Here is a 12786-nt window from a genome sequence, read left to right as displayed (position 1 = left end):
AGGCGTCGCCGATGATCGTGAGCCGGACCTCGTAGGCCTTCTCGATGTACTCCTGGAACTGGCAGAGGGTGTGCCGCACCCGGGGGAGGTGGTCGCGCCGGCCGGAGGAGCCCCGCCGGCGCCGGCCGACGGGCGGGGTCTTTGGCCAGGCATGCCCGGATCGTGCCGGCGAGCGGCTCGGGGACGCCCGCGAGGTCGGGTTCGCCGTGCGCCATGCGGTGGACGACCTCCGCGGCCGTCCCCCCTCCGAACGGGTGGCGGCCGGTGGCCGCGTAGGCGAGGACGCAGCCCAGGGAGAACACGTCGGCGGCGGGGCCGGGCTCGTCGCCGCGGATCTGCTCCGGCGCGCTGAAGCCGGGATCGCCGATCCGCACGGACGTGAAGGTGCCGGCGTCCTCGAACGCCCGGGCGATGCCGAAGTCGACGATGTGCGGCCCGCCGGACGCCAGCAGGACGTTGCCCGGCTTGACGTCGCCGTGCACCAGCCCGGCGCGGTGCACCGCCGAGAGCCCCTCGGCGAGGCCGGCGCAGAGGGCGACGACCGTCGCGGCGGGCAGCGGGCCGTGCGCGGACACCGCCTCCTCCAGGGACGGGCCCGGCACGTAGGCGGTGGCCAGCCAGGGCCGGGCGGCGTCGAGGCCGGCGTCCACCACGGGCGCCGTGTGCAGGCCCTGCACGCGGCGGGCGGCGTCCACCTCCGCGCGGAAGCGGCGGCGGAACGTCTCGTCGCCCGCCGGTCCGGGAAGCACGACCTTGACGGCGACCGGCCGGCCGCCGGGGGAGCGGCCCAGGAAGACCTCTCCCACCGTTCCCCGCCCCAGCCGTCCCAGGATCCGGAAGGGGCCGACCTGCCGGGGGTCGTTCGCGGCCAAGGGCTCCACGCCGTTCCTCGCCTTCTCGCGCCGGTCGTGACGGAGGGGTCCGCCCTCCGCGCACAGCATTACATGAACATGAGTGTTCCGTGGAGAGGTCCGGCGCGGAGCCCTCGGTCTCCGGTCAGACGAGGAGGGCGAGGAAGAAGTCGACGCGGTCCTCCATCCGGGACAGGTCCCGGCCGGTCAGGTCCTGGATGCGCTGGACGCGGTAGCGGACCGAGTTGACGTGGAGATGGAGCTCCTCGGCGCAGCGCGTCCAGGACCCGGAGTTGCGCAGGAACGTCTCCAGCGTCCGGACGAGGTCGGCGCCGTGGACCTCGTCGTAGGAGTGCAGCGGGTCCAGGAGGCGCTCCCGGAACATCCGGCGGACGTCGTCCGGCACGCTGGCGAGCAGCAGCACGTGGGTCGCGAGCTCCTCGTGCCGGACCACGCACACGGGGGAGGGGCGGGTCGCGGCGAGGCGGCGGGCGTGCCGCGCCTCCTCGATGGCGCCGCGCAGGCCGGAGGGCCCGGCGGCGCCGCTCACCCCGACGGCCACGCGGGTGCCCGCCAGGCCGGGGGCGAGGAAGCCGAGAGCGTCCTGGACGGCCGCCGCGACGTCCTCCCCGGCGGACGGAACCAGCGCGACGGCCTCCCCGTCCAGCAGCCCGACCACCGGCCGCGGGCCCGGCACGGCCTCGGAGAGGACGGTGCGCAGCTCGCCCGGACGCAGCGGGCCCTGCGCGGACGCGGCGACGGCCACGACCGGTGAGGCGAGGTTCTCCGGCTCCGGGAGGCCGTCCCCGGAGAAGGCGGCGGTGACGATGTCCTGGGACGCGCGGTCGTCGGCGCGCAGCCGGGCCCGTTCGAGGGCGACGATGGCCGCGAGTTCTCCGGCCATCGTGTGGCGTTCGGGCGGCCAGCCGGCGACGTCGCCCTCCAGCGCCACGAACCAGTCGGCGGCCCGGGGCGTCTCGGCGGGGGACACGGCGAAGACCGACATGTCCTGCTCTGGAACGTGGTGCGGCAGCCGGGGCGCGCCGAGGAACGCGGCGGCCAGGGCGGCGGCGTCGGCCGGCGGCGGGCCCGCGACGACGCGCCCGGTCGGGGAGAGGACGTGGCAGTGGCCGACCAGGTCGAGCACGGCGCCGAGCCCGGTCCCCTCGACCAGGCGGCGGTGCCGGTCCAGGAGGGCGGTGAGGTCGGCGGCGCGGGCGCCGGACAGGTGCCGCACGACCTCCTCGGTCACGGTCGCGAACGCCACGTCCTCCGGGACCTTGAACAGCGGCATCCGGTGCCGGCGGCACGCCGCCACGAGGTCGTCCGGGATGGCGCCGAGCGTGAGGTCCCACGCGGCCAGGCCGGACACGCCCGCCCCGGCGAGGGCCGCGACGAACGCCTCCGAGTCGGCCGGGTCCGTCCGCCAGACGAGGCCGGTGAGCACGAGCTCGCGGCCGCGCAGGTAGCGGCCCGGGTCGATCAGGTCGGTGGTGACGACCCAGCGGATCGGCCGGTCCAGCTCGTCCTCCCCGGTGACGACCTCCAGCCGCAGGCCGGGCATGGCGAGCAGGGAGCGCAGCTTCATATGGAGAAAGCTACAAAAGACCGCCCGCGACCGGCGCCTCGGTTCGGACGTCCTGTCTCTCGACCGGGCCCCGGGCGAACTTGTGTACTGCAAGCGTGGTCGAACCGAGCACCGAGGATCTGGCGGCGTGCTGCGCGTCCCGCCGGTGGATCGCCGCGGTCGGCGGGCGGGCCTACCCCGATCTCGCCGCGCTGCGCGCCGCGTCGAGGCGGGCGCTGGACGGCCTGGACTGGTCGGACGTCGAGGAGGCGCTCGCGGCGCATCCGCGCATCGGGGACCGGGTCGGCGGCGCCGCGCTGGAGGCCCGCTGGTCGCGGGGGGAGCAGGCCGCGGCGACGGCCGCGGCGGCCGATGTTCAGGACGCCCTCGTCGCGGGGAACCGGGCCTACGAGGAGCGTTTCGGCCACGTGTTCCTGATCCGCGCGTCCGGGCGCTCCGCGCTGGAGATGCTCGCCGCGCTGCGGGAACGGCTCGGCAACGACCCCGCCGCCGAGCGCGACGCCGTCCGCCGGGAACTGGCGGAGATCGTCGACCTGCGGCTGGCCAGGCTGATGGAGGAGGACGCGTGAGCCTTTCGACGCACGTTCTGGACGCGGCGAAGGGGGCGCCCGCCGCGGGCGTGGCCGTCCGGCTGGACCGCCGCGACGCGGGCGGCGGCTGGACGACGCTCGCCGAGGCCCGCACCGACGCCGACGGCCGCGTCCGGGAGTGGGGCGCCGAGCCCGGCGAGGGGGTGCACCGGCTGACGTTCGCCACCGAGGGGCTGTCGGACTTCTACCCCGAGGTCACGGTCGCGTTCACCATCGGCGACCCGGGCCGGCACTACCACGTCCCGCTCCTGATCAGCCCGTTCGCGTACTCGACGTACCGGGGGAGCTAGTGGCGATCGTTCTCGGGCCCAACCGCTACGGCAAGGCGGAGACGCGCGTCGTGCGCGTGACGCGGGACGGCGGCGTCCACCGGCTCAAGGACCTGACCGTCAGCGTGGCCCTCTCCGGCGCCATGGACGAGGTCCACCTGACCGGCGACAACGCGGCCGTGCTGCCGACCGACACCCAGAAGAACACCGTGTTCGCGTTCGCGAGGAGGCACGGCATCGGCGCGATCGAGGACTTCGGCCTCCTGCTCGCGCGGCACTTCACGGCCTCCCAGCCGGCGGTCGCCCATGCCCGGGTGGAGATCCGCGAGTACGGCTGGCGGCGCGTCACGGGCGGCCACTCGTTCGTCCGGGACGGCGGCGAGGTGCGCACGGCGCTGGTGCACTGCGGCGCCGAGGGGGAGTCGGTCGTGTCGGGCCTCACCGACCTGGTCGTCCTCAACTCCACCGGCAGCGAGTTCCACGGCTTCGCCCGGGACGAGTACACGACGCTCGAACCGACCGACGACCGGATCCTCGCCACGGCGGTGACGGCCCGGTGGCGGCACCGGGGCACGGCCGGGGCCTGGGACGAGTCCTACGCCGCCGCCCGCGACGGCCTGCTGCACGCGTTCGCCGAGACGCACAGCCTGTCGCTCCAGCAGACGCTCTACCAGATGGGGCGCCGCGTCCTGGCCGAACGGCCGGAGGTCTGCGAGGTCAGGCTGTCGCTGCCCAACAGGCACCACTTCCTGGTCGATCTCGAACCGTTCGGCATGGACAACGACAACGAGGTCTATTTCGCGGCGGACCGCCCGTACGGGCTCATCGAGGGGACGGTGCTCACCGACGACGCGCCCGCCGCCCCGGCGGCCTTCGACTGAGGCCGCCATGGAGGAATACTGAGACATGGACTTTCTACGACCGCTGACCTGGGAGGACGCGCTCGCCGCCAGGGCCGCGCGGCCCGGGGCCCTGCCCGTCCAGGGCGGCACCGACGTCATGGTCGAGATCAACTTCGACGCCCGGCGGCCCGACGCGCTGCTCGACCTGACCCGGATCCGCGCCCTCGCCGAGTGGGACACGGTGGACGGCCGGCTCCGCGTCGGCGCCGGCGTCCCCTACGCGCGGCTGATCGGCGAGCTGGGCGGGCGGCTGCCCGGCCTCGCCCAGGCGGCCCGCACGGTCGGCTCGCCGCAGATCCGCAACCGCGGCACGGTCGGCGGCAACCTCGGCGCCGCGTCGCCCGCCGGGGACGGCCATCCGCCGCTGCTGGCCGGGGACGCGGTGGTGGAGGCCGAGTCGGCCGAGCGCGGCGTCCGGATGATCCCGGTCGCGGAGTTCTTCACCGGTGTGAAGCGCAACGCGCTCGCTCCGGACGAGCTGATCCGCGCGTTCTGGACGGCGCCCGCGTCCGGCCCGCAGTACTTCTCCAAGATCGGCACCCGGAACGCGATGGTGATCGCGGTCTGCTCGTTCGCGGTCGCGCTGCACTCGGGCGAGCGCCGCGTCGGCACCGGCCTCGGTTCGGCCGCCCCGACCCCGCGCCGCGCGACCGAGGCCGAGGCGTTCATCTCCGGCGAGCTGGACTGGGACGGGCGCCGCCCGCTGGCCGAGGCCGCCGCGCGGCGCTTCGGCGAACTGGTCCGGGACGCGGCGTCGCCGATCGACGACGTCCGCGGGACGGGCGGGTACCGCAGGCACGCCCTGGCGGTGCTGGCGCGCCGCACGCTCACCTGGGCCTGGGACGACCACCGCAAGGCGACCGTGGGAAAGGCGGCCTCGTGATGCGCGTGAACCTGACCGTCAACGGGTCCGAGGAGGCCGTGGACGAGGTGTGGGAAGGCGAGAGCCTGCTCTACATGCTCCGCGAGCGGATGGGCCTGCCCGGCTCCAAGAACGCCTGCGAGCAGGGCGAATGCGGCTCCTGCACCGTCTACCTGGACGGCGTGCCGGTCTGCGCCTGCCTGGTCGCGGCGGGCCAGGCCGAGGGCCGCGAGGTCGTCACCGTGGAGGGACTGGCGCAGGGGCCGCCGGGAGAGGAGCGGCTCGACCCCGTCCAGGAGGCGTTCGTCGAGGCCGGCGCAGTCCAGTGCGGGTTCTGCACGCCCGGCCTGATCGTCCAGACGCACGACCTGATCGAGCGGAACCCGGCGCCGTCCGACGCGGAGATCCGCGAGGCGCTCGCCGGGAACCTGTGCCGCTGCACCGGATACGAGAAGATCCTCGACGCGGTGCGCCTGGCGGCCGAGCGGAAGGCGGTCGCCCGATGAGGCGCCTCGTGATCGAGAACGCCCACGTCGCCACCGTGTCCGGGGACGAGCACCCGGGCGGCCACATCGTGGTCGAGGGCGACCGGATCACGTCCGTCGGGCCCGGCCCCGCCCCGGAGGCGGGCACGGACGGGGCCGAACGGATCGACGGCACGGGATGCCTCGCCACTCCCGGCCTGGTCAACTCCCACCACCACCTCTACCAGTGGGCCAGCCAGGGCATGGCCGTCGGCGGCACCCTGTTCGAGTGGCTGACGACCCTCTACAAGCCGTGGTCGAAGATGGACGCCGAGGTCGTCGCGGGCGCCGCCACCGCCGGGCTCGGATGGCTCGCCAAGTCGGGGTGCACGACGTCCACCGACCACCACTACCTGTTCCCCAAGGGGCGCGGCGACCTGTTCGCGGCCGAGATCGAGGCCGCCCGGGAGATCGGCGTCCGGTTCCATCCGTGCCGGGGGTCGATGGACCGGGGCGAGTCGCAGGGCGGCCTGCCCCCGGACGAGGTCGTCGAGGACCTCGACACGATCCTCGCCGAGACCGAGGCCGCGATCGACCGGTACCACGACCCCTCGCCCGGCTCCCTGCTGCGCGTCGCCGTCGCGCCCTGCTCGCCGTTCTCCGTCACGCGGGACCTGCTCGTCGAGTCGGCCCGGCTGGCGCGCGACAAGGGCGTGCGCCTGCACACCCACCTCGCCGAGACGCTCGACGAGGAGGAGCACACGCGCGAGCAGTTCGACATGACGCCGGCCGAGTACATGGACTCGATCGACTGGCTGGGCCCCGACGTGTGGCTCGCGCACTGCGTCCACCTGCACGACACCGACGTCAAACGGCTCGCCGAGACCCGCACCGGCACCGCGCACTGCCCGAGCTCCAACGCCCGCCTCGGCGCCGGGATCGCCCGCGTGTCGCACCTGCTGGAGGCGGGCGCGGCGGTCGGGCTCGGCGTGGACGGGGCGGCGTCGGCCGAACTCGTCCCGCTGGCCGGGGAGCTGCGGCAGGCGATCTACATGCAGCGCGCCCGGTACGGGCCGGCCGCGCTGGACGCCCGGCAGGCCCTGGAGATGGCGACCCTCGGCGGCGCCCGCTGCCTCGGCCGCGACGACGAGATCGGCTCCCTCGCACCCGGCATGCTCGCCGACATCGCGCTCTGGCGCGTCGACGGCTTCCGCGCGGCGGTCGACGACCCGGTCGTCGCGCTGGCGTTCGGCCCGACGCCGCCGCTGCAGCACCTGCTCGTCGGCGGGCGCACGGTCGTGGACGGCGACACGCTCGTCACCGTCCCGCAGGACGAGGCCGCGAGGCGCGGCGCGGACGCCCAGCGCCGCCTGATGCGCCTCGCGGAGGAGGTGCTCTGAATGACGTCCCCGACCAGGAGCCCGGCCCACGCCGCCACCCCGGAGACCGGTGGAGTCGGCGAGAGCCCGCTGCGCCCCGACGGCACCCTCAAGGTCACCGGCGAGTTCGCCTACGCCTCCGACCTGTGGCTGGAGGGCATGCTGTGGGGCGCCACGCTCCGCAGCCCGCACCCCCGGGCGCGGATCCGGTCGCTCGACGTCGGCCCCGCCCTCGCGCTGCCCGGCGTCCGCGCCGTCCTCACCCACGAGGACGTGCCCGGCCGCAAGGTGTTCGGCATCGACCACACCGACGACCAGCCCGTCCTCGCCATCGACCAGGTCCGGCACCAGGGCGAGCCGGTCGCGCTCGTCGCCGCCGACCACCCCGAGACGGCGCGGCGCGCGATGGACCGCATCGCCGTCGGCTACGAGGTGCTGGAGCCGGTCACCGACCCCCGCGCGGTGATCGCCGACCCGGAGGGCCTGAAGGTCCAGGACCGCGGCGGCATCACCCGCCACCAGCCGGTCCGGGTCGGGGACGTGGACGCCGCCAGGGCCGCGGCGGCGGTCGTGGTGTCCGGCGAGTACGAGGTCGGCATCCAGGACCAGGCGTTCCTCGGACCCGAGGCGGGGCTGGCGATCCCGACCGAGGACGGCGGCGTCGACCTGCACGTCTCGACGCAGTGGATCCACAACGACCTCAAGCAGATCGCGCCCTGCCTCGCGCTCCGCGAGGACCAGATCCACATGACGCTCGCCGGCGTCGGCGGCGCGTTCGGCGGCCGCGAGGACCTGTCGATGCAGATCCACGCGGCGATGCTGGCGCTGCGCACCGGCCGGCCCGTGAAGATGTCGTACAACCGGTACGAGTCGTTCTTCGGGCACGTCCACCGGCATCCCGCGCAGATGCGGTACGAGTACGGCGCCACGCGGGACGGACGGCTCCTCTACGCCGACGTCGAGATCGTCCTGGACGGCGGCGCGTACACCTCGTCCACGATGAACGTCGTCGGGAACGCCGCCTCGCTGGGAGTCGGCCCCTACGAGATCCCCAACATCCGCATCGACGGGTACGGCGTCTACACCAACAATCCGCCGTGCGGCGCGATGCGCGGGTTCGGCGCCGTCCAGGCGTGCTTCGCCTACGAGTCGATGATGGACAAGCTCGGCGCCGCCTGCGGACTCGACCCGGTCGAGATCCGCCGCCGCAACGCCGTCTCGCAGGGCTCCCGGCTCGCGACCGGGCAGGTCATCGAGTCGCCCGCGCCGCTCGCGGAGATGCTGACCCGGCTGGAGGCCATGCCGATGCCTCCCGACCCGGACCGCTCCGACCTGCGCGACCTGCCGGGCGGCGTCTCCCAGACGACCCATGGCGAGGGCGTCGTGCGGGGTGTCGGCTACGGCGTCGGGCTCAAGAACATCTGCTTCTCCGAGGGCTTCGACGACCTGTCCACGGCCCGCGTCCGGCTGGAGGTCATCGGCGGGGAGGCCACCGCCCTCGTCCACACCGCCGCCGCCGAGGTCGGGCAGGGCCTCGTCACGGTCAAGGCGCAGATCGCGCGGACCGAACTCGGCGTCCAGAAGGTCACGATCGCCCCGGCCGACAACCGGGTCGGCGACGCCGGGTCCTCCAGCGCGTCCCGCCAGTCGTACATGACCGGCGGGGCGGTCAGGGCGGCCTGCGAGGCGGTCCGCGCCGAACTCCTCGCGCTCGCCGAGCGCCGCTTCGGCCGCACCGACCTGACCGTCGCCGGCGGGAAGATCATCTCGCGGGCCGAGGGCGTGCTCGGCACGATCGAGGACGTCCTCGGCGAGACCGCCATCGAGCGGACCCGCGAGTTCCACCACCGCCCCACCACGCCCCTTGACCCGGTCACCGGGCAGGGCCGCAGCCACACCCAGCTCGCCCTCTGCGTGCACCGCGCCGTCGTCGACGTGGACGTCGACCTCGGCCTCGTCAAGGTCGTCGAGCTGGCCGCCGTCCAGGACGTCGGCAGGATCCTCAACCGGACGGCGCTGGAAGGGCAGATCCACGGCGGCACCGCGCAGGGCCTCGGCCTGGCGCTGATGGAGGAGATCGTGGTGAGCGGCGGCCTGGTCCGCAACCCGTCCTTCACCGACTACCTGATCCCCACCATCCTCGACATGCCGCCGATGCGGCTGGACATCCTGGAGCACCCCGACCCCGAGGCCCCCTATGGGCTGCGCGGCGCCGGGGAGCCGCCCACACTGTCGTCCACGCCCGCCGTCGTCGCCGCGATCAGGGACGCGACGGGCCGGGCGCTGACGCGCGTCCCCGTCCGCCCGGAGCACATCGCGGCCGGCCCATGACCCGGGACGACCTCGTCATCCGTTCCCGCCGGACCGTCCTGCCGGAAGGGGAGCGACCCGCGGCCGTCTCGGTCCGCGCCGGCCGCATCACCGCGATCTCGCCCTACGGCACCGCCGCCTCGGTGGACCTGGGCGACGTCGCGCTGCTCCCCGGGCTCGTCGACACCCACGTCCACGTCAACGAGCCGGGCCGCACCGAATGGGAGGGCTTCGCCACCGCGACCCGCGCCGCGGCGGCGGGCGGCGTCACCACGCTCATCGACATGCCGCTCAACTCGCTGCCCCCGACCGTCGACCCGGCCGCGCTCGCGGCCAAACGCGCCGCCGCCGAAGGCGCCTGCGCCGTGGACGTCGGCTTCTGGGGCGGCGCGGTCCCCGGCAACGCTCCCTCGCTCCGCCCTCTCCACGACCTCGGCGTCTTCGGATTCAAGTGCTTCACCTCCGACTCGGGCGTCCCGGAGTTCCCGCCCCTGGCGCCCGACGAGATGAGGGCGGCGTTCCGCGAGATCGCCGCCTTCGGAGGCCTGGCCATCGTGCACGCCGAGGACCCGGCCTCGCTGTCCCCGCCGACCGGCGGCGACTACCCGGCCTTCCTCGCCTCCCGCCCGCCCTCCGCCGAACGCCGGGCCGTCGAGCAGGTCGTCCGGCTGGCGGAGGAGACCGGGGTGCGCGCCCACATCCTGCACCTCTCGGCGGCCGACTGCCTGGACGTCCTCGCCGAAGCCCAGGCCGGCGGCCTGCCGGTGACCGCCGAGACCTGCCCGCACTACCTCACCCTCTGCGACGGCGACGCCGGTACCGCCGCGTTCAAGTGCTGCCCGCCCATCCGCGACGCCGCCAACCGCGACCGGCTCTGGCAGGGGCTCGCCTCCGGAGTGATCTCCTGCGTCGTCAGCGACCATTCGCCCTGCACGCCCGACCTGAAACGCGGCGACTTCGCCACCGCGTGGGGCGGTGTCTCGTCCCTGCAACTCGGGCTCCCCGCCGTCTGGACGGCGGCCCGCGCCCGCGGCCACGACCTGGCCGCGGTCGTCCGCTGGATGTCCGAGGCCCCCGCCGCCCTCGCCGCCGTCCCCCGCAAGGGCGCCATCGCCGTCGGAAACGACGCCGACCTCGTCGCCTTCGCCCCGGACGAGACCTTCACCGTCGACCCCGCGTCCCTCCACCACCGCCACCCGGTCACCCCCTACGAGGGCAGAACGCTGACGGGAGTCGTCCAGGCCACCTGGCTGCGCGGAGCACCCGTCGGCGACCTCCCCACCGGGCGCCTGCTCACCCGTGCGGAGGGACGATGACCGACTTCACCGTCCTGCCGGACCTGGCCGTCCGCACGCTCGGCGGGTCGGTCATCGCCGCCAGCGACGAGTCCTTCGCCGAGAAGGAGAATCTGCTCAACCCGTGGAAACCGGCCTTCCACCCGGAGACCTTCGGCCCGAAGGGCCAGCTCTACGACGGCTGGGAGACCGCCCGCCGCCGCACCCCCGGCCACGACTGGGCCCTGATCCGCCTGGGCCTCCCGGGCCAGATCCACGGCATCGTCATCGACACGGCCTGGTTCAAGGGCAACTACCCCCCGCACGCCTCAGTGGAGGCCTGCTTCGCGGACGGCTACCCCGCGCCCGCCGAACTCGAAGCCGCCGACTGGCTGGAGATCGTCCCGAAGACCCCCCTCAAGGGCGACACCACCCACACCCTCGCGACGGCCGATCCAGAACGCGTCTTCACACACGTCCGCCTCAACATGTTCCCAGACGGCGGCATCGCGCGCCTCCGCGTCCACGGCAGGGTCGTCCCGAACCCGGCGCACCTGACGGGACTGACGGTGGACCTGGCCGCCCTGGAGAACGGCGCCCGCGTCCTCGACTGCTCCGACCGCTTCTACTCGTCCCCCGACAACATGCTGTTCCCCGGCCCGGCCCGCACCCAGGCCGAAGGCTGGGAAACCGCCCGCCGCCGCGACGACGGCAACGACTGGGCCGAGATAGCCCTGGCCGCCCCCGGCACTATCGAACTGGCCGAAATCGACACCACGAACCTCAAATTCAACGCCCCCGCCGAAGCCCGGCTAACGGCCACCACCACCGAAGGCGACCACGCCGTCATCCTCCCGCGCACCCGCCTGCAACCCGACACCCGCCACCGCTACCGCCTGAAGACCCCGGAGGTGGCAAAGGTCCGCCTGGACATCTACCCGGACGGCGGCATAGCCCGCCTACGCCTCTGGGGCCCCCTAACCCCCAAAGCCGAACAAGCCCTAATAACCCACTGGAACACCCACACCCACAAATAGCGGACTGTGATGCACGCCACACTCGAAGTCATTGGATAGTCATGGTATCTAACAGTGGCGGTCAAGTAACTTGCCGTGCATGGTCACCGCCAAACATGAAGGGCCCATAAAGATCATCCGGGACAATCCGGAAGTCGTGGCCCAATTACTCCAAGCCGCCTTCCATGTCGAACTCTCGAAGGATCTGTCCATCAGGACGGTCTCGGAAGAGTTCACCAATATCGCTCCGACCGCCTACCGGGCCGACAGCGTCATCGAGATCTGTGAAGGCGACTCCGCTCGCCCGAGCATGGCCGTCGTCGTGGAGGTCCAGCAGCGCCAGGACCCGGCGAAGCGCCGGTCGTGGCCCGTGTACCTCACCACCCTCCGGGCCAGGACGCGCTGCCCGTGCTACCTGCTCGTCATCTGCCCCGAACGCCCGGTGGCCGAGTGGGCCCGCGAGTCGATCAAGATCGGCCATCCGGGCTTCGATCTCCGGCCGCTCGTAGTCGGTCCCGGTGTGGGCCCCCTCGTCGCCACCCCCGAGCAGGCGGCGCAGGCGCCCGAGATGACCATCGTGGGCACCCTGGCCAACGTCACCACTCCCGACCAGGAGGCAATGGAGATCACCCACGCCGCCCTCGTCGCCATCGAGAACGCGGGCCATGAGAACGCCGACCTATACACTGACCTCGTGCTCAACGCGCTGCCGAAGGCCGCGCGTCGCATCCTGGAGGAACTTGTGAAAGCTGACATCGTCGATTACGAGTTCAAGAGCGACCTGTTTCTGCGCTCCCAGGCCAGGGGCGAGATCACGGGCGAGGCGAAATCAGTTCTCAAAGTCCTCGAAGCGCGAGGGCTTTCGGTGTCGGACGAGGTGCGGGAGCGGGTCCTGGCCTGCACTGACCAGGAGCAGTTGGATCAGTGGCTGGTTCGTGCCGTCACGGCCGAGTACGCCGACCAGCTGTTCGGCTGAGCCGCGCCTTTACAAGTGAGGACGCCCCCGGTGGGTGCCGGGGGCGTTCGGCTGGTCACGGGGCCTCGGTGGGGTCTTCCAGGAGGTCGTCGAACTCGCCGTCCTTGACGCCGGCGATGAAGGCGTCCCACTCGGCCTCGGTGAAGTAGAGGATCGGGCCCTCGGGGTTCTTGGCGTCGCGCATGACGACGGCCCGCTCACCGAAGTCCTTGTGCTGGACGGGGACGTCCTTGCCATCGATGAACTCGATGATGACCCCGTCGCTGAGGATCGGTTCCTGTCCGGTCACTGGCACCCCTTCTTCG

At 73.4% G+C, this 12786-nt stretch carries 13 protein-coding genes; 10 read left to right on the top strand and 3 right to left on the bottom strand.

All coding sequences use genetic code 11. The features are described 5' to 3' along the window. On the bottom strand, positions 1-881 hold an 881-nt coding region (locus tag AB0K37_RS22155; protein WP_363983986.1), incomplete at its 3' end, for a serine/threonine-protein kinase. Between the two features lie 115 nt (positions 882-996). Continuing rightward, the gene (locus tag AB0K37_RS22150) at positions 997-2439 is read right to left on the bottom strand and encodes a PucR family transcriptional regulator ligand-binding domain-containing protein (protein ID WP_363983984.1); all 1443 of its coding nucleotides are present in this window, start codon (positions 2437-2439) and stop codon (positions 997-999) included. Between the two features lie 95 nt (positions 2440-2534). Between AB0K37_RS22150 and uraD the strand changes: the two genes are divergently transcribed. The 10 genes from uraD to AB0K37_RS22100 all read left to right on the top strand — a co-directional run bounded on the left by uraD (position 2535) and on the right by AB0K37_RS22100 (position 12481). Next, entirely contained in the window at positions 2535-3008 is a 474-nt protein-coding gene (gene uraD, locus AB0K37_RS22145; protein ID WP_363983982.1) for a 2-oxo-4-hydroxy-4-carboxy-5-ureidoimidazoline decarboxylase, read from the top strand. After that, positions 3005-3319: a hydroxyisourate hydrolase gene (gene uraH / locus AB0K37_RS22140; RefSeq protein ID WP_363983980.1), complete on the top strand. Its 315-nt coding sequence runs from the start codon at positions 3005-3007 to the stop codon at positions 3317-3319. The genes uraD and uraH overlap by 4 nt, the downstream gene beginning before the upstream one ends. Then, positions 3319-4179 carry a factor-independent urate hydroxylase gene (pucL, locus tag AB0K37_RS22135; protein ID WP_363983978.1) on the top strand — a complete coding sequence of 287 codons (861 nt, stop codon included), beginning with the start codon at positions 3319-3321 and terminating at the stop codon, positions 4177-4179. The genes uraH and pucL overlap by 1 nt, the downstream gene beginning before the upstream one ends. Before the next feature lie 25 nt (positions 4180-4204). Continuing rightward, positions 4205-5083, top strand: a complete 879-nt coding sequence (locus AB0K37_RS22130) for an FAD binding domain-containing protein (RefSeq protein ID WP_363983976.1) — start codon at positions 4205-4207, stop codon at positions 5081-5083. Next, positions 5083-5568: a (2Fe-2S)-binding protein gene (locus AB0K37_RS22125; RefSeq protein WP_363983974.1), complete on the top strand. Its 486-nt coding sequence runs from the start codon at positions 5083-5085 to the stop codon at positions 5566-5568. The genes AB0K37_RS22130 and AB0K37_RS22125 overlap by 1 nt, the downstream gene beginning before the upstream one ends. Continuing rightward, positions 5565-6926, top strand: a complete 1362-nt coding sequence (locus AB0K37_RS22120; protein WP_363983972.1) for an 8-oxoguanine deaminase — start codon at positions 5565-5567, stop codon at positions 6924-6926. Before AB0K37_RS22125 ends, AB0K37_RS22120 begins: the two co-directional genes overlap by 4 nt. Continuing rightward, positions 6927-9236 carry a xanthine dehydrogenase subunit D gene (gene pucD / locus AB0K37_RS22115; protein ID WP_363983971.1) on the top strand — a complete coding sequence of 770 codons (2310 nt, stop codon included), beginning with the start codon at positions 6927-6929 and terminating at the stop codon, positions 9234-9236. Further along, positions 9233-10531 carry an allantoinase AllB gene (gene allB / locus AB0K37_RS22110; RefSeq protein WP_363983969.1) on the top strand — a complete coding sequence of 433 codons (1299 nt, stop codon included), beginning with the start codon at positions 9233-9235 and terminating at the stop codon, positions 10529-10531. The genes pucD and allB overlap by 4 nt, the downstream gene beginning before the upstream one ends. Further along, a complete protein-coding gene (gene alc / locus AB0K37_RS22105; RefSeq protein WP_363983967.1) occupies positions 10528-11526 on the top strand; it encodes an allantoicase in 999 nt (332 codons plus the stop codon). Before allB ends, alc begins: the two co-directional genes overlap by 4 nt. Positions 11527-11605: 79 nt before the next feature. Then, a complete protein-coding gene (locus AB0K37_RS22100) occupies positions 11606-12481 on the top strand; it encodes a hypothetical protein (protein WP_363983965.1) in 876 nt (291 codons plus the stop codon). A gap of 55 nt (positions 12482-12536) precedes the next feature. Here the strand turns inward: AB0K37_RS22100 and AB0K37_RS22095 are convergent, their stop codons facing one another. Then, positions 12537-12770 carry a DUF397 domain-containing protein gene (locus tag AB0K37_RS22095; RefSeq protein WP_089314270.1) on the bottom strand — a complete coding sequence of 78 codons (234 nt, stop codon included), beginning with the start codon at positions 12768-12770 and terminating at the stop codon, positions 12537-12539. Between the last annotated feature and the right edge of the window lie 16 nt (positions 12771-12786).

Origin of the sequence: Actinomadura sp. NPDC049753, from assembly GCF_040674655.1 — a bacterium.
Lineage (GTDB): Bacteria > Actinomycetota > Actinomycetes > Streptosporangiales > Streptosporangiaceae > Spirillospora > Spirillospora verrucosospora.
The sequence above is the reverse complement of the archived record's forward strand: the minus strand, read 5'-3'. Positions and strand labels throughout refer to the sequence as shown.